17 protein-coding genes and 1 tRNA gene are annotated in these 15,916 nt (G+C 73.7%); 4 read left to right on the forward strand and 14 right to left on the reverse strand.

Annotated features, from left to right (window positions below; genetic code table 11):
- Positions 1-45: 45 nt before the first annotated feature.
- The 3 genes from OZ948_17800 to OZ948_17810 all read left to right on the forward strand — a co-directional run bounded on the left by OZ948_17800 (position 46) and on the right by OZ948_17810 (position 2,465).
- A tRNA-Thr gene (locus tag OZ948_17800) sits at positions 46-121 on the forward strand.
- Positions 122-333: 212 nt separating this feature from the next.
- Positions 334-1,149, forward strand: coding sequence for a serine/threonine-protein kinase (locus OZ948_17805; protein MEB2346584.1), 816 nt, complete (start codon positions 334-336; stop codon positions 1,147-1,149).
- Positions 1,150-1,166: 17 nt separating this feature from the next.
- On the forward strand, positions 1,167-2,465 hold the full coding sequence (locus tag OZ948_17810; protein ID MEB2346585.1) for a hypothetical protein: 1,299 nt from the start codon (positions 1,167-1,169) through the stop codon (positions 2,463-2,465).
- Here OZ948_17810 and OZ948_17815 read toward each other — a convergent pair.
- The 14 genes from OZ948_17815 to OZ948_17880 form a co-directional block, all read right to left on the reverse strand.
- On the reverse strand, positions 2,441-3,154 hold the full coding sequence (locus tag OZ948_17815; protein MEB2346586.1) for a hypothetical protein: 714 nt from the start codon (positions 3,152-3,154) through the stop codon (positions 2,441-2,443). The genes OZ948_17810 and OZ948_17815 overlap by 25 nt on opposite strands.
- Positions 3,155-3,209: 55 nt before the next feature.
- Positions 3,210-3,536, reverse strand: coding sequence for a hypothetical protein (locus OZ948_17820; GenBank protein ID MEB2346587.1), 327 nt, complete (start codon positions 3,534-3,536; stop codon positions 3,210-3,212).
- 913 nt (positions 3,537-4,449) lie between these two features.
- Positions 4,450-4,764: a hypothetical protein gene (locus tag OZ948_17825; protein ID MEB2346588.1), complete on the reverse strand. Its 315-nt coding sequence runs from the start codon at positions 4,762-4,764 to the stop codon at positions 4,450-4,452.
- A gap of 47 nt (positions 4,765-4,811) precedes the next feature.
- Positions 4,812-5,453, reverse strand: a complete 642-nt coding sequence (locus tag OZ948_17830; GenBank protein MEB2346589.1) for an enoyl-CoA hydratase/isomerase family protein — start codon at positions 5,451-5,453, stop codon at positions 4,812-4,814.
- Positions 5,454-5,464: 11 nt separating this feature from the next.
- Positions 5,465-6,244, reverse strand: coding sequence for a patatin-like phospholipase family protein (locus OZ948_17835; protein MEB2346590.1), 780 nt, complete (start codon positions 6,242-6,244; stop codon positions 5,465-5,467).
- Positions 6,241-7,344: a zinc-binding dehydrogenase gene (locus tag OZ948_17840; GenBank protein MEB2346591.1), complete on the reverse strand. Its 1,104-nt coding sequence runs from the start codon at positions 7,342-7,344 to the stop codon at positions 6,241-6,243. Before OZ948_17840 ends, OZ948_17835 begins: the two co-directional genes overlap by 4 nt.
- A complete protein-coding gene (locus OZ948_17845; protein ID MEB2346592.1) occupies positions 7,341-8,381 on the reverse strand; it encodes an alcohol dehydrogenase catalytic domain-containing protein in 1,041 nt (346 codons plus the stop codon). The genes OZ948_17840 and OZ948_17845 overlap by 4 nt, the downstream gene beginning before the upstream one ends.
- A gap of 15 nt (positions 8,382-8,396) precedes the next feature.
- Positions 8,397-9,956, reverse strand: coding sequence for an AMP-binding protein (locus OZ948_17850; protein ID MEB2346593.1), 1,560 nt, complete (start codon positions 9,954-9,956; stop codon positions 8,397-8,399).
- Complete coding sequence (locus OZ948_17855) at positions 9,953-10,801, reverse strand: hypothetical protein (protein ID MEB2346594.1); 849 nt, start codon at positions 10,799-10,801, stop codon at positions 9,953-9,955. The genes OZ948_17850 and OZ948_17855 overlap by 4 nt, the downstream gene beginning before the upstream one ends.
- A gap of 4 nt (positions 10,802-10,805) precedes the next feature.
- Positions 10,806-11,597, reverse strand: coding sequence for an enoyl-CoA hydratase-related protein (locus OZ948_17860; GenBank protein MEB2346595.1), 792 nt, complete (start codon positions 11,595-11,597; stop codon positions 10,806-10,808).
- Positions 11,594-12,010, reverse strand: a complete 417-nt coding sequence (locus OZ948_17865) for an OB-fold domain-containing protein (GenBank protein MEB2346596.1) — start codon at positions 12,008-12,010, stop codon at positions 11,594-11,596. The genes OZ948_17860 and OZ948_17865 overlap by 4 nt, the downstream gene beginning before the upstream one ends.
- 5 nt (positions 12,011-12,015) lie before the next feature.
- The gene (locus tag OZ948_17870; GenBank protein ID MEB2346597.1) at positions 12,016-13,149 is read right to left on the reverse strand and encodes a thiolase family protein; all 1,134 of its coding nucleotides are present in this window, start codon (positions 13,147-13,149) and stop codon (positions 12,016-12,018) included.
- On the reverse strand, positions 13,146-14,306 hold the full coding sequence (locus OZ948_17875; protein ID MEB2346598.1) for an acyl-CoA dehydrogenase family protein: 1,161 nt from the start codon (positions 14,304-14,306) through the stop codon (positions 13,146-13,148). The genes OZ948_17870 and OZ948_17875 overlap by 4 nt, the downstream gene beginning before the upstream one ends.
- 15 nt (positions 14,307-14,321) lie before the next feature.
- Complete coding sequence (locus tag OZ948_17880; GenBank protein ID MEB2346599.1) at positions 14,322-14,948, reverse strand: TetR/AcrR family transcriptional regulator; 627 nt, start codon at positions 14,946-14,948, stop codon at positions 14,322-14,324.
- Between the two features lie 94 nt (positions 14,949-15,042).
- Here OZ948_17880 and OZ948_17885 point away from each other — a divergent pair, with 94 nt between their 5' ends.
- Positions 15,043-15,897 carry an amidohydrolase family protein gene (locus OZ948_17885; GenBank protein ID MEB2346600.1) on the forward strand — a complete coding sequence of 285 codons (855 nt, stop codon included), beginning with the start codon at positions 15,043-15,045 and terminating at the stop codon, positions 15,895-15,897.
- The last annotated feature ends 19 nt before the right edge of the window (positions 15,898-15,916 follow it).

The following is a 15,916-nucleotide window of genomic DNA, read 5'->3' on the forward strand; positions in this document are numbered from 1 at the left end:
CTACCTTGCCGCCCTCCCCGCCCCGCCGCCCCCGCGGCGACCTCAGCCGACGTAGCTCAGCTGGTAGAGCAGCTGATTCGTAATCAGCAGGTCACCGGTTCGAATCCGGTCGTCGGCTCCACCACTTATCCGCCGAACCTGCGCATCGTCGAAACTGGCGGAAAGGGCGCGGAAAGGTGCGCGGGCGCGACACGCGCCAGCGTTGCGCAGATTTCCGTACGCCCCTAACCTGCCCCCCAGCTCCCCCCGCCTTCCTGCCACAAGCCCGAACACGCCGCGAGCCGACGAGCGCGCCCACGCGTGCCACGTCCGCTTCAGTCGAGGGACGGCACCGTGAAGAACTGGCTGAAGGACGCCGCGAACGTGGCGCCGCTGCTCCCGCCCAATCTCACCCTCGGTCCGCTCTTGGCGGACGGCGGACAAGGCGTCGTCTACAGCGGGACCGCGAACGGCGCGCCCGCGGCGATCAAGCTCTACGTGCCGGGCCAGGTCGAGAAGCGAATCGAGCGAGAGGTCGCCGCGCTCCACGAGCTGGCCTGCCCCTCGATCGTCCGTCCCCTCTGGCACGGGATCGTGCAGGCGCAGGGACAGGACCTCCACGTCGTCGCGACCGAGTTCGTCCACGGGGCGCCGCTTCACGACGTGCTGGCAGGCGAGCGCGCGCTCGGTGGCGGCGAACTCGGCGTCCTCTGCTTCGACGTCGCGGAGGCGATCGGCGCCATGTGGAAGAGGCGGATCGTCCACCGCGACCTGAAGCCAGGCAACATCCTCCTGCGCCAGAACGGGCGGGCCTGCGTGATCGACCTCGGGCTCGCGCGGCACCTGGACGAGTCCTCGCTCACCGCCGCCGGGATGACCTGGGGGACGCGCGGCTACCTCTCCCCCGAGCAGGCGCAGTGCGCCAAGGCCCTCTCCTGCAAGTCAGACGTCTTCGCGCTGGGCGTCGTGCTCCTCGAGGCTGCGTCGGGAACGCACCCCACCGGTCGCGATCAGAACCGACTTCTCGCCCAGCCCTTCCACCAGACCCTCGTCCCAGCCCTCGCCGCGTGGGCCCACGCGGACCTGGTCCGCCGCATGCTCGACCCCGATCCGTACCGTCGGCCCTTGCCGCCGGCGATCCTCACCGCACTCGCGGCATTCCACCCCTAGGAGAGGAGGAACGTCCCTTGTTCTTTGTCAACGTCGGATACCGGTTCGCGCTCGACCCGTCCGTCACGCCCGACGGAGGCTTGATCCTTTGCAGCGCGATGCCCCGCCACCAGCTCGAACGACGCAAGCTCCGACGCTACCCGTATCTCGAGCAGCGCCTGTTCGATCCGCAGCTCTACCTCTCCGGGCTCGACGCCACGAGGGCGACGGATCACTGCGCCAAGCTCGCGACGTACCCCTGGTTCGGTGTGGCTGACCTTCCCGCGTTCGACAGTGGCCAGCACCGGCAATCGCAATGGATGGAGACCGCGCGCCAGAGGATCCGACGGATCTGGCCGGGCACGTTGCCCGGCGATCCGCAGGCCATCGAGGCCGGCGTGCGCGAATGCATCGACTTCCAGGTCCGACTGGACACCTGGGCAGTCATCCTCCCGAGCCCCCTCACCGTCGACTTCACGTCGGATTACTCCGCGGAACTCGAGTGGCTCGACGCCGGACTGAGGCACCTAGAGTTCCTCGAAGGCGTCGACGCCCCGATCTACGCGACGGTGGCGATTTCCGATCGCGCACTGGTGTTCGCTGACCCGTCGAAGAATCCTATCCTGGGCCTCCTATTGGACCAGGTGAGCGCGCGCGAGGTCAACGGGATCTACCTGGTCCTCGAGCAAAGCGGCGAAGACCCCAACGCCCGCCAGTGCGGCAGCTCTCGCACTCTCCGATCGTTGCTTTACCTCGTCCACCGATTCGCGAACGATTGCAACCTCCAAGTCGGGGTGAACTTCGTCGGAGCCTTCGCGCTGGCGTGTAGGGCAGCCGGTGCCTCGTGGTGGGCGAGCAACTGGTACAAGAGCCTCCACCGCTTGCGCCTGGGGGATACGGTGGCGGGCGGTGCGGTGTACCCGCTCTACTGGAGCCAGCCTTCCGCCCTGGACGTGAACCTTGAGGCGGACTTCGACGCATTGGCGAAGGCCGACCTCTCCAGGATCGCCGACCCTACACCCGCCTGCGGCGGCCTACTCGCCGCGGCAGCCCAAGGCGTCGCCTCGAACACGCTGCCCGACTGGCGGTACGCCAAGTCCAACGCGACGGCTGCGATCACTCACTTCCTCCAATCAGCCGTACAGATGGACGCGAGGCTCACCGCGCTCGGCGTCGGAACTGCCCAGCTCGCCCACGTCGAAGCATGGCTCCGCGACGCGGAGGCGACGGCCGCCTGGGCGGGAACGACTCTCCCGGCGGGCGCGAAGACGAGGCTCTCCCACGTCTCGGAATGGTTCGAGGCCTTCAGCGGCTACCGCTTGAGCCACAAGGTTTGAGGGCCGGGAGCCGCCGCCGAGGAGACCAGATAGTCCCACTGCGGATCCGCCCTTCGGCTCGATCGCCGAGGCGGGACCAGGCATTCGACCGTCCCCGAACGGACGGTGAGCAGCCCGACTCCGCGCTCCCGGAAGGCCGCTAGCGCCTCCGGCGTGCTGGGCGCTCCGGCCGCGTCCATCGCTACTAGAACGCGGTTTGCGAAGGTCGCGTATGAACTCGCCTGCTCAAGGGCCTCCCGCCACCGGCGGAGCTTCGCCTCGACCGCGACGACCTCGGCGTCGCTCTCCGCGAGGGACGGCGAGAGCGAGACCGCTCCCGACTCGGCCTGGCAGATCGCTCCCGAGGCGAGCAGGTCGTCCAGGACAGGACGGATCCGGTCGAGCGGAGCGAATGCCTTGGCCGCGATCGTCTCCGGACGGAGCCGCCCGTGCCGCCGGAGCATCGACACGACGTAGGCGTGCCGGTACGTGCGCCGCCGCGGCCAGACGTCCAGGCACGGCTCCCCGGCGAAGCCCACGACGACGAGGTCGGGAATGCATCCTCCGACGGGCACCTCGCGCCTGGCGAGCACGCGATCGAAGCCACCAAACCCGATCTCATCGAGCGCGGCGCCCAGCACCTCCGGACTCGCGAGTGCCCCCTGAAGGTCGGCCTCGCGCTCGAAGCCCGCGGACGGTCGATCGGCCATGCCCGCTCCCGCCAACGGATGGTCGCATCGGAGGGGGCCTCGCACGGCGCGCACGCTAGAGGATCCAGCGCGGCGCCGCGAGCGTCGCTTCTGCGGCTCGCAGGATTGCGTTGAGTGCCACCCTCCAGTCTACCTCGAGGTCGTAGTGGTTTCCGTCCTCGTCGTAGTCCTCGATCTCACCGGGTCCGTCCCACTCGCCCTCGAAGTAGACCGTCCTGCCGTCCTCTAGCTCCAGATATCCCTCGACCTCGCCGTCGCCTGACTTCTCGACGGTGCCGCTCACGTAGTCGCCGCTGTCCGACGTCCCCGAGACGTCGTACTCGCGGCCTTCTCCAGTCCCGAGCCAAACCGGGGGCATCGTGGGCGCCCGGTAGGTCGGCAACTGCGGATCGGCCGCGAAGGAGAAGCAAGCGTTCCCGAGCCGAATGAACCCGGGCTTGCATACGCAGCCACGCCCTAAGGTGTCGAGCTGCGCGTTCGGCGGGATTGTCACTGGCAGGCAGCGATCGCCTTCACGTACGAAGCCTCGAGCGCAAGTCCAACCGTTGCCGAACAGGCGGGGCCGCGCATTAGCGGGCACTTCCACCCGTTGGCACCCGTCGCCTGATAGGTAGTAACCCCAGTTGCAAACCCAGCCGTTACCGATCGGGTTCAAGCTGGCATTTTCGGGAACGCTGATCGGCTCGCAGACATCGGCGGCGCGCTGGAAGCCCCAGTCACACTCCCAACCGCCCCCGAGCGTCGGATGCGCGTTGGGCGGAGGCTCCGCTGGCGCCTCGTAGGACCGCAGGAGTTCTTCGACGGAATCGACTGCGTCGGAATCGTTTGCGGGGGCCCAGGCAGAGAGGATCCCCGCACCGAGGACAGCCCACGTCGACCAGCGCCGGACGGTTGACGCCCGCATCGCCCTTGCCTCCCCGCGCCCAAGCTTACTACCAGACACTGGAAAACGCCGATGCAGAAATCAGTCATCCCGCAGCCGGAACGCGGCGCAAGGAGGCCTTGAGCGTATAGGGACAGGAACTCGCAGACCGCTGCGGCTCGCCCGCCCAGGTCCTCGGCGATCCTCGCTCGGTCCTGCTCCGGGAAATCCGGGTGGCGGAAATCGATCTCGTCGCGGACCAGCGCCCGCATGACCGCCGGGTCCGACGAGCCCTGGCCGGCCGCCCGTAGTGCCAGAACCGCCTCGTAGAACCGGCCCAAATCGGTCGGATAGTCCTCGTACCATTCGCTCTCGGATAGCCAAGCCTCGAACGCTCGATCGACGTCGTCCACAAGTGAGTCCTCCTCGGGGGCTACCACCTGAAGTTCACTACTTGGGAAATGCGCTCGCCGCTGCTCGCGATGATTCCGCTGGGCCGAGGGTGGGCAACTGCCCGCCGCCATTCCTCGTCCGAGAACAGCTCCAGGAGGTTCGACGGGATCGGCCCGCCGGCGAGCCACAGGACGAAGCGGAACCCATAGAACTCGAAGCAGGTCGCCACGACCTGATCGGATACGGTGACCTTGTGGTAGAGGCCGTCCTCGTCGAAGTAGGCGGCGAGCTCGTCGGCGTCGAGACGCGACCAGGCGGCGATGAACTCGCGGATCACCTGCTCGTTGCGCTGCATGGGAACCTCCTGGGTGGCGAGCGCCCGGTGGGTCGGGGCTCGAAGGGTCAGGGCTCGAAGAGGCGGGGCTGGTGGGCGAGGAAGCTGCGCTTGGCGGCCTCGGGGAGGCCGGCGGGGAGCGCGGCGATGCTCCGGGCCAGCTCGCGCGCGGCGCCGAGCAGCTCCGCGGGCTCGACGACGCGCCCGACGAGGCCGATCGCGAGCGCCTCGCGGGCGTCGTAGCTCCGCCCGGTGAGGCACATCTCGCGCGCCGCCCCGGTGCCCAGGACGTGGCGCATCAGCTCGTAGAGCGCGGGCGCGCCGAAGCGCACCTGCGGCTGGCCGAAGACGGCCGTCGTGGCCGCGAGGCGGAGGTCGCACAGGGCGGCGAGGTCGCAGCCGCCGCCGAGCGCGGGGCCGTTCACGGCCGCCACGAGCGGCTTCGCGAAGGTATAGACGCGCCGGTGATAGGCGACGGCGCTGGCGAAGACCTCGACCATCCCGGCGCCGAGCTCGGAGCGGTCGAAGCCGGCGCAGAAGGCCGGCCCGGCGCCGGTCAGCACGACGGCGCGCACCGCGTCGCTCGCCTCGAGCGCGTCGAGGCGTTCGACGAGCTCCGCGCGCAGCGCCGCCGAGAGGGCGTTGCGCTTCTCGGGCCGGGCCAGGGTGAGGACGGCCACCCCACCCGACTCCTCCAGGGTCGTCAGCACGGATCACCTCCTCACGGCTCCGGGGCCGCCCGGTCGCTCGGGAGCGCGCCGCTGGCAAGCCCGCGCGCGACGGCCCGGTGGCCGGCGTCGATGCAACGCAGGACGGCGTCGGTGCTCGCCGAGAGCCGGTCGATCGGCAGCGGCGCCGCGGGATGGAGGACCACCACGCGCTCGCGCTCGGCGGCGGCGAGCGCGTGGGGGCGGCGCGCCAGGAGGCGCTTGCGGATCCGCCCCTGCGGATCGGCCACGACGACGAGTGCCCGCCGGCAGCCGGCCTCGAGCGCGGCCTCGTAGGGGACGTTGTCGACGAGGCCTCCGTCCGCGTAGTAGCGCCCGTCGATCCGCACGGGGCGACCATACACGCCCGGCAGGTAGTTGGCCGCCATCAGGCTCGCGAGGAAGGCCTCGCGGTGCTCCCAGCGCTCGAAGAAGTGGAGGCGGCGCTCGCGCAGCGACGAGGCGCCGATCCGGAGCCGGATCCCCGAGCCCGCGAGGCGCTCGAAGCGGAGCGAGCGCATGGGGATCCGGCGCACGATCTCGGGGAAGTTCGACGGCGTGCCGTGACGCCAGAGGTTCCCGAGGCGCAGCTTCGGGGCGCGCGCCACCGCGAGCCAGAAGCGGCGCATCTCGCCGATCTGGCCGGTGGCCACGCAGGCGGCGTTCCAGGCGCCCGACGACACGCCGACCACGACGTCGAAGCGGAGGCCCTGCGCGTGCAGGGCCTCGATCACCCCGACCTGGAAGGCGCCGCGCAGGAAGCCGCCGGAGAGGACGAGCCCAAGGCCGCTCACGCGGCCGGCTCGCCGAAGACCACCCGCGGGCGCACCGCGCGCCCGCTCGCGAGCGCCTCGAAGGCGTCGCCTGCGGCCTCGAGCGGGAAGTCGGGGCCCGCGATCTCCTCGAGACGGAGCGCGCCCGCGCGGGCGAGCGCGAAGAGCTCCGGGAAGTCGCGCGCCGGGTCCGCGGAGCCGTGGATCGAGCCGTGGAGCGACTTGTCGAGGAGGAGCGAGATCATGGGCACCCGGATCTCCTCGCGGAAGGAGGGGAGCCCGACCACGATGGCCCGGCCGCCGGGCGCCAGCGCGTCGAAGGCCTGGCGCGCCGCCGCGCCGGTACCGACCGCCTCGACGGCGAGGTCGACGCCGCCCCCGGTGCGCGCGTGGATCGCGGCCACCGGGTCGCCGTCCGCGGGCGCGAGGAGATCCGTCGCGCCGAGCTCGCCCGCGAGCGCGCGGCGCGCGGGATTCGGGTCGACCGCGAAGATCCGGGCGGCGCCCGCGATGCGCGCGCCCTGCACGGCCGAGAGGCCGACCCCGCCGCAGCCGAAGACGGCGACGCTCTCGCCCGCCTGCGCGCGGCCCGTGAGGACCGCGGCGCCGAAGCCCGTCACGACCCCGCAGCCGATCGAGCAGACCGAGCGGAGCGGGAGGTCGCCGGGCACCGGGATCGCGGAGCGCTCGCCCACGACGACGCGCTCGCACAGGCCCGACACGCTCATGTAGCGGCCGAGCGGCCGGCCGCCGAGCGAGAGCGAGCCGTCGTCGCCGTGGGTGCGCATCGCCGCGCACAGGTGCGTGCGGCCCGCGCGGCAGGCCCGGCACTGCCCGCAGCGGGGGATCCAGGCGAGCACGACGGGCGTACCCGGCACGAGCCGGGTGACACCGGACCCGGTCGCCTCGACCACCCCCGAGGCCTCGTGGCCGAGGACCGCCGGGAAGCCGATCCCCTCGCCCGTGCGCCACACGTGGAGGTCGCTCGCGCAGATCCCGCACGCGGCGATGCGCACGCGCACCTCCCCGGGCCCCGGGTCGCGGACCTGGACCTCCTCGATCCGCAGCGGCGCCCCGCGTCCGGGCGCCACGGCGGCGCGCGCCCGGACCCCGCCGCTCACGCGGGCGCTCCGGGCAGGAGGGCGAGGCGCACGGGGTCCCCGCGGCGGCTCGCGAGGTCGTCGAGCGCCTCGCGGGCGCGCGCGAGCGGATAGCGCCCCGTGATCGAGCCGGAGAGGTCGAGGCGGCCCGAGGCGGCGAGCTCGACCACGCGCGCGAGCTCGGCGCGCGTGTAGCCCATCGAGCCCTGGACGCCGATCTCCTTGCCGACGAAGGAGACGAGCGGGCCGAGCGCGGGCGACTCCATGCCGACACCGCCCACCACCACGCGCCCGCCGCGCGCGACCGACGCCAGCGCGAGCTCGACGGACGCCTGGCGGCCCGCGTACTCGATCACGACCTCCGGTCCCTCGCCGCCCGCCGCCCGGCGGATCGCGCGGCGCGCGTCCGGCGCGCGCGCGTCCACGCCGGCGTCCGCGCCGGCGGCCGCGGCCCGCCGCAGCGCCCCTTCGCTCGCGTCCACGGCGACGACGGTCTTCGCGCCGAGGAGCCGGGCCAGGAGGATCGCGTGGTAGCCGACGCCGCCGCAGCCGATCACGGCCACCCGCTCGCCGCCCGCGACCCCGGCGCGGCTCACCACCGCGTGGTAGGCCGTGGCCACCGCGTCGGCGAGGATCGCGCCGTGCTCGAAGGAGACCTGCGCCGGGAGCGGGAGCACGCACGCGGCGGGCACCGCGATCTTCTCCGCGAAGGTGCCGTCGCGCGCCATCCCGAAGATCCGGGCCTCGGGGCAGAGCCCGAGGTGGCCGGCCTCGCAGGCGGCGCAGGCGCCGCAGGTCTCGCTCGGGAGCAGGAGCACGCGCGCGCCCGGGGCCACGCCCGAGACCTCCGCCCCCACCGCTTCGACGACGCCCGCGCCCTCGTGGCCCATGACGACGGGCAGCGCGGGCACGGGCAGGCGGCCGTGCGCCGCGTGCAGATCGGTGCCGCACAGGCCCGCGGCGCGCACCGCCACGAGGAGCTGGCCGCGCCCGAGCGCGGGCTCCGGCACCTCCTCGACCTGCACCACCGGTCCCGCGTGGAGACGCACTGCCTGCATGCCCTGCCCCGCCTTTCACTCGGCGCCGTGGACGCCGCTCGCCTCGCCCTTCCAGTAGGGCTCGCGCAGCGCGCGCCGCAGGATCTTCCCGACGCCGCTCTTCGGAAGCTCGGCCCGCAGCTCGATCGCCTTCGGCACCTTGAAACGCGCGAGGCGCGCCTTGCAGAAGGCGAGCAGCTCCTCGGGCGTCGCGCGCGCCGCGGGCCGGAGCGTCACGGCGGCGCGGATCGCCTCGCCCCACTTCGGGTCGGGGACCGCGAAGACGGCACACTCGGCCACGGCGGGGTGCTCGGCGAGCGCCGCCTCGACCTCGGCCGGATAGACGTTGAAGCCGCCCGTGATGATCTTGTCCTCCTTGCGGTCGGCGAGGAAGACGTAGCCCGCTTCGTCCATGCGCCCGAGGTCGCCGGTGCGCAGCCAGCCGTCGGAGAGCCGCTCGCGGTCGAGGGCGGGGCGCTTCCAGAAGCCCGGCGTCGTCCAGGGCGCGCACACGCAGATCTCGCCCACCTCGCCGGGCGCGAGCGTGCGCCCGTCCTCGCTCCGGATCCGCACCTGCGCGAAGGCGCTGCATTCGCGCCCCACGGAGGCGAGCCGCTCGCCGCCCGCTTCGAGGGCGGCCAGGTGCTCGGCGGGGCCCATCCAGGTGTTGAGCCCGTAGGCCTCGGTCTGCCCGAAGCCCGTGTGGAGGACGGGCCCGAGGCGCTCGAGCGAGCGGCGCACGAGCGCAGGCGAGGCGGGGGCCCCGGCATACACGACCGCGCGCAGGCTCGAGAGGTCCGCGCCCGGGGCGTCGGGGTGGTCGAGGAGCATCCGCAGCAGCGTCGGGATCGCGAGCACGAGCGTGACGCGGTGCTGCGCGATCGCGCCGAGCGTGGCCTTCGGGTCGGGGCCCGGGAGGATCACGAGCGTCGCGCCCGCGATCCAGCAGGCGTCCATCGCGCGCCCGCCGAAGTGGCTGAGCGCGAGCTGGCCGAGCAGGCGATCCTCGGGCCCGATCGCGAAGAGGCCCGCCCAGGCCCCCATCGCCGCCGAGACGCTCGCGTAGCTGTGGGTGACGCCCTTCGGGTGTCCCGTCGTGCCGGAGGTGTAGAGGATCTGGGCGAGCGCGCCCGGCGCGCGGTCGATCGCGAGCGGCTCGGCGGACTCGCGATCGGCGAGCGCGGCGAGGTCGCCGGCGCCCTCGCCCGCTCCGAGCGCGAGCACGGCGGCCCGCGCGCCGGCCGCCTGGCGCGCGCGCGCGATCGCCCCGGCGTCGAGCGCGACGACGAAGCGCGCCTCGGCGTCCTCCACCAGGAAGGCGTGCTCGGGGCCCGTGAGGGCGCCGAGGAGCGGCACGAGCACGCCGCCCGCGCGCGCGACGGCGATCACCGTCTCGACGTACTCGATCCGGTTCTCCTGCAGGACGGCGACCCGCTCGCCCGGCCCGAGGCCGAGGCGGACGAGCGCCCGCGCCAGGCGCGTCGCGCGCTCGTCGAGCTCGCGGTAGCTCCGCCGGCGCTCGCCGTCCACGAGCGCCGTGCGCTCGGGCCAGCGCTGCGCGGCGCGCGCCGGGTAGTGCGCGTAGGGATGGATCACGGCGGGCCCCCGCGGCGGCCCTTCGGGAGGTGCCGCTCCGGCGGGCCCGCGTAGTGCGCGCCGAGGGCGTCGGGGATGATCCGGAGCGGGACGCCCTCGCGGATCTCCTCGACGACGTGCGCGAGGAGCGCCATCCCGTAGCCGAGCGCGCCGAGGCCACCGATCGCGAGCGGGTCGAAGCCGAGGTCCGCGAGCAGCGCGCCGAGGGCGCCGGCGAGGTTCACCGGGATCGGGCGGCCCTTGCGCCGCGCGAGCTCGACCTCGATCGCGTCGAGCACCCGCCCGTGCGCGCGCCAGCCGTCGTGCTCGCGCGCGAGCCGGCGCACGGCCTCCGCGCGCGGCTCGGCCGCCTTGTGGAGGGGATGGCCGAGGCCCGGGACGGCCCCGCGCCTCTCGAGCCAGGCCTCGATCGCGCGCGCGGCCGCCGCCGCGTCGTCGGCGAGATGCCAGCCCACCGCCTCGATCAGCATCTCGGCCGGCTCCTGCGGCGAGCCCGTGACCGAGCCGCTCGCGAGGAGCCCGCTCGCGAGCGCCGGCACGGCCGAATCGGGGAACGCGGAGGCCGTGAAGCGCGCGGCGCAGGCGGCCGAGCTGACGAGCTGCTGGTCCATGCCGGCACGCAGGGCGAGGTCGAAGAGCGCCCTCTCGCGCGCGTCCGGGAGCTCGCCGCGCAGGAGCAGGAAGGCCGATTCGGTGTAGGAGAGCCCCGCGATCAGCTCCTCGACCGGGTAGCCGCGCACCCGGATCCGGCCGCTCTCGGCGCGGCTGATGCGGGTCGTCCAGTAGTCGCTCCAGTCGCCGGAGGCGACGTACTCGCCGATGTGTCGGCGCCGGGGGGTCGGCATCGCGCTATCTCCCCTTCCACTCGGGCTTGCGCTTCTCGAGGAAGGCGCGCGGGCCCTCCTGGGCGTCCTCGCTCTGGCGCACCGGCTCGGCGAGGAGCTGCTCGAGGCGCAGGCCCTCCTCGAGCGCGAGGTCGAGGCCGCGCCAGACGGCGGCCCGGGCCGCGCGCACCGCGAGCGGGGCGTTGTCGGCGATGGCGCCGGCGAGGGCCCGGGCCTGCGCGAGGAGCTCCGCGGGCGGGACGACGCGGCTCACGAGCCCGATCCGCAGGGCCTCGGCGGCGTCGATGCGCCGGCCCGTCAGGATGAGGTCGAGCGCGCGCTCGGGCCCGACGAGGCGCGGGAGGCGCTGCGTCCCCCCGGCGCCGGGGACGATCCCGCGCGTCACCTCGGGCAGGCCGAAGCTCGCGTGCTCGGCGGCGATGCGCAGGTCGCAGGCGAGCGCGAGCTCGAGCCCGCCGGCCAGGCAGTGGCCGTTCACGGCCGCGAGGACCGGCTTGTCGATCGCGAGGTTCCGCGTGAGCCCGCCGAGCCCCGGCTCCTGCTCCGCGCGGCGCAGGCGCTGCGCGGGCGTCTGGCTGCGGTAGAACGCGCCGACCCCGCGCAGGTCGGCGCCCGCGCAGAAGGAGCGCTCGCCGGCCCCGGTCAGGATCGCGACGCGCAGCTCGTCGTCGTCGCGGAAGCGGATCCAGGCCTCGGCGAGCGCGCGGCTCGTCTCGGGGTCGAGCGCGTTGTGGACCTCCGGGCGGTCGATCGTCAGGATCGCGAGCGGGCCTTCGCGCTCGAAGCGGATCGTCACGGGCGCTCCCCTTCGCCCGGCGCCGGCTCGAAGCGCGGGAGCACGAGCTCGCCGACCTCGTCGAAGCGCACCCGCACCGGCAGGTCCACGCGGGCCGCCTCGGGCGCACAGCCCACCAGGTTCGACACGAGGCGCGCGCCCTCCTCGAGCTCCACGAGCGCGACGACGTAGGGGGCGGGCAGCGCGGGGTCGTAGGTCCGCCGGTACACCGCAAAGCTCCACACGCGGCCGCGCCCCGAGGCGCGCCGCCAGGCGAGCCGCCGGCTCCAGCAGCGCGGGCAGCAGGGCCCGGGCGGGAGGAAGGCGTGGCCGCAGGCCTCGCAGCGCGACACCACGAGCTCGCGCCGGCGGCACGCCTCCCAGAAGGGCCGCGTGAGCGGGTCCGGCCGCGGCAGCGGGGGCGCGCCGGCCATCGCGCTCAGCGCCCCAGCACGAGGGTGGCGTGGGTGTTCATCCCGAGGCCGTGGCCCGAGACGAGCGCCACCTCGGCGTCCGGGACCTGGCGGCCCTCCGCCTCGCCGCGGAGCTGGCGCACCGCCTCGATCACGTGGAGCATGCCGCCGCCGTAGCCCTCGGCGAGGAGCCCGCCGCTCGGGTTCAGGGGCAGGCTCCCGCCCGGCCCGATGCGCCCGCCCTCGACGAAGGCGCCCGACTCGCCCTTCTTGCAGAAGCCGTAGTCCTCGAGCTGGAGGAGCACCACGATCGTGAAGCAGTCGTAGAGGAGCGCCACGTCGACGTCCGCGACGCCGAGGCCCGCGCGCGCGAGGGCGCGCGGCCCGCAGCGCGCCGCGGGAAGGGTCTCGAAGTGCTCCGGCGACGTGTAGGTCGCGAGGCGGTGCGCCTGCGCGTGGCCGAGGATGCGGGCCGCCGGCCGCCCGAGGTCGCGCGCGCGCTCGGCGGTCGTCACCACCACGGCCGCGGCGCCGTCGGAGACGAGGCAGCAGTCGAGGCGGCGCAGGGGCTCGACCACCGGCTCGGAGTCCAGGTAGTCGTCGATCGTGATCGGCTGGCGCAGCTGCGCGTGGGGCGTGCGGGCCGCGTGCGCGCGCGCGGCCACGGCCACCGCCCCGAGCTGCTCGGGGCGGGTGCCGTAGCGGTGCAGGTGGCGGCGCGCCGCGAGCGCGTGGAGCCCCACCGCGCCGAAGAAACCGAAGGCCGCCTCGTCGCCGCGCCCGTAGCCGTAGGAGCCGGGGCTCGAGAGGGCGCTGTCGCCGTAGACGCACAGGCACACCGAGCACAGGCCCGCTTCCACGGCGAGCGCCGCGCGTTCGACGATCGCGACGCTCCCGGCCCCGCCGAGGAGCTCCGAGCCCGCGAAGTCGGGGGCGAGGCCGAGCTGGGCGCCGAGGCGGAGGAAGTGGGGCGTGATGCCGTCGAGGATCCCCTGCGCCGGGCCCGGGTCGGTGAGGAGGCCGTCCACGTCCGCCGGCTCGAGCCCTGCGTCGGCGACGGCGCCAGCCGCCGCCTCCGCCTCGAGCTCCCAGGCCGTGCGCCCCGCGAGCTTCCCGAAGGCCGTGTGCCCGACGCCCGCGATCACGGCGCGCCGGCTCACGCGCGCGCTGCCGCCGGCATGCGCCGCTTGGCGATGATCTCGCGCATGATCTCGCTCGTCCCCGCGCCGATCCCCCAGTTCTGCACGCCGCGCGTCGCGCGCGCGACGTAGCTCTCCTTCATGAAGCCGTAGCCGCCGAGGGCGTGCGCGCAGTCGAGCAGCAGGCGGCGCACGAGCCCGGCGCCGTAGAGCTTCGCCATGCTGACGCCCACCTCGCCCTCGGGATCGCGCGCGGCGAGCTGCCCGGCGGCGCGGTAGGTGAGGAGCTCCGAGGCCTCGAGCTCCGTCATGTGGTCCGCCATGCGATGGCGCCAGGCCTGCATCGAGGCGATCGGCTGCCCGAAGGCGCGGCGCTCCGCCAGGTAGGCGAGCGTCTCCTCGAGCACGTCGCGGCAGAGCGCGTTCATCATCGTCGCGAGCACCAGGCGCTCGCCCTGGAAGGCGCCCATGATGTAGCGGAAGCCGTGGCCCTCCTGGCCGATCAGGTTCCGGCGCGGGATGCGCACGTCGTCGAAGAAGAGCTCGGCCGTGTCGCTCGACTCGAGGTCGACCTTCTCGAGCCGCCGGCCCACCGAGAAGCCCCGGGCGTCGGTCGGGCAGACCAGGAGGCTCACGCCGCCGGGGCCGGGCTCGCCGGTGCGCACCGCGAGCGTCACGAAGTGGGCGCGCGCGCCGTTCGAGATGAAGATCTTCGAGCCACGCACGACGTAGTCGTCGCCGTCGCGCTTGGCGCTCGTCCGGAGCGACCCGACGTCGGAGCCGCCGCCGGGCTCGGTCACGCCGAGCGCGGCGATCCGCTCGCCGCGGATCGCGGGCACGAGCCACTCGCGGCGCAGCTCGTCGCTCCCGTGGGCGTGGATCACGGAGGTCGCCATCTCGCACTGCACGAGGAGCCCCACGACGCAGCCGAGATCGCGGCCGCGCACGAGCTCCTCGACGAGGATCACCGTGTACCAGTAGTCGAGCCCGCTCCCGCCCCACGCCGGATCGAAGCGCACGCCGAGCAGGCCGAGCTGGCCGGCCTCGCGGAAGAGCGCGTCGGGGAAGTGGCCGTCGGCCTGCCAGCGCTCGGCGTGCGGCCGGATCCGCTCGGCCGCGAAGCTCCGCACGGTCCGGCGGAAGGCCTCGTGCTCCTCGCTCCATTCGGGAAACGCCACCGCGTGGACCTCCCGCTACCGGCGCCGGCCGCGCGGCGCCGCCTCGCTCGCGATGCCGCGCGAGAAGACGTCGTCCATGACCGACATGATCTCGTCGAAGTCGTAGTCGCCGATCCCGGACGCCTCGCGTTCGACGAGGAAGCTCCCGAGGTGGAACATCAGGTAGGCGACCCGCTCGGGGTCGACGGCGCGCAGCGAGCCCTCCGCAACGCCCTGCTCGAGGACCTGGCGCAGGAGATCGACGATGCGCCGCTCCTGGTCGCGGGTGAAGGCGTGGGCGACGGGCTCGAGCGTCATCTCGGCGTCGCCGGCCAGGGCGAGGCGCATCACGTGGTTGCGCGCGTAGGTGCGGCGCGTGATCTCGACGATCCGGCGGATCTTGCGCCGCGCGTTGCCTTCGGCTTCGAGCACGGCCGAGGCCTCGCGGATGAAGGCCTCCGCGTCCTGCTCGAGGAGGCTCCGGTAGAGGTCCTCCTTGTTGCGGAAGTGCGCGTAGAGGGTCGTGCGCGAGCAGCCGGCCTCGCGCGCCACCTCGTCGACCGTCGTCTTGCGCGGCCCGAAGCGGAGGAAGCGGCGGCGCGCGGCCTCCAGGATGGCGTCGCGGGTGCGGCCCGGAGCGTCGGCGGCGGCGTGGTCGCTCATCGGAGGGGCAAGTTAACAGTTGACGTCTTTTTGTCAAGTTGATAGAAAGGAAGGCCTGGACCCCGTGGCCCCGAGGCCGAGCGAAGGAGATGCGATGCCCGAGACCGTCCGCGCGATCGACGCCTGGGCCACCCTGGTGCGGCCCGGCACCCTCGACCGCTGGCCCGCCGAGTTCCTCTCCATCTTCCGGCGCTACGGGACGCTGCCGCTCTTCGAGCGCGGCATGACGGTCGAGGAGATCCTCGACGAGATGGATGCCGCGGGCGTCGAGCGGCTGCTGCTCTCGGCCTTCGGCTACGGCAACCACCACATCATCACGAACGAGGAGGTCGCCGAGATCTGCGGCAAGCACCCCGACCGCTTCACGGGCGTCGGGACCGTCGACCCGCGCGGCAAGCCGATGGACGTGGTGCGCCAGATCGAACGGCTCGCGACCGGGCTCGGCCTGCGCGGCCTGCGCCTCGAGCCCTACGCCTACGGCGACGGCACGGTCGGCGCGCCGCCCAACCAGAAGATGTACTGGCCGGTCTACGCCAAGTGCGTGGAGCTCGGGCTTCCGGTGGCGATCCAGGTCGGACACACCGGGCCGCTGCTGCCCTCCGAGGCGGGGCGCCCGATCTACCTCGACGAGGTCGCCCTCGCCTTCCCGGAGCTCGTGATCCTCGGCTGCCACCTGGGCCAGCCCTGGCACGAGGAGATGATGATCCTCGCCTGGAAGCACCCGAACGTCTACATCGAGACCAGCGCGCGCGCGCCCAAGCACTGGCCCGAGTCCTTCGTGAAGTTCGCCGGCGGCTACGGCCAGGACAAGGTGCTCTGGGCGACGGACTACCCGCTCCTCACCTTCGACCGCACGCTCCGGGAGCTGCGCGCCCTCGGGGTCTCCGACACCGCCTACCGCAAGATCGTGCGCGACAACGCGCTGCGCGCCTTCGGCCTGGAGCGCTGAGGGTGGACACCGGCGCACA

This window comes from Deltaproteobacteria bacterium, assembly GCA_035063765.1.
Lineage (GTDB): Bacteria > Myxococcota_A > UBA9160 > UBA9160 > PR03 > CAADGG01.

Excerpts from the sequence above, each read along its gene's own strand:
- OZ948_17855 (MEB2346594.1), bottom strand. The coding sequence starts at position 10,801 with ATGCCGACCCCCCGGCGCCGACACATCGGCGAGTACGTCGCCTCCGGC.
- OZ948_17880 (MEB2346599.1), bottom strand. The coding sequence starts at position 14,948 with ATGAGCGACCACGCCGCCGCCGACGCTCCGGGCCGCACCCGCGACGCC.
- OZ948_17825 (MEB2346588.1), bottom strand. The coding sequence starts at position 4,764 with ATGCAGCGCAACGAGCAGGTGATCCGCGAGTTCATCGCCGCCTGGTCG.
- OZ948_17885 (MEB2346600.1), top strand. The coding sequence starts at position 15,043 with ATGCCCGAGACCGTCCGCGCGATCGACGCCTGGGCCACCCTGGTGCGG.
- OZ948_17815 (MEB2346586.1), bottom strand. The coding sequence starts at position 3,154 with ATGGCCGATCGACCGTCCGCGGGCTTCGAGCGCGAGGCCGACCTTCAG.
- OZ948_17865 (MEB2346596.1), bottom strand. The coding sequence starts at position 12,010 with ATGGCCGGCGCGCCCCCGCTGCCGCGGCCGGACCCGCTCACGCGGCCC.
- OZ948_17845 (MEB2346592.1), bottom strand. The coding sequence starts at position 8,381 with ATGCAGGCAGTGCGTCTCCACGCGGGACCGGTGGTGCAGGTCGAGGAG.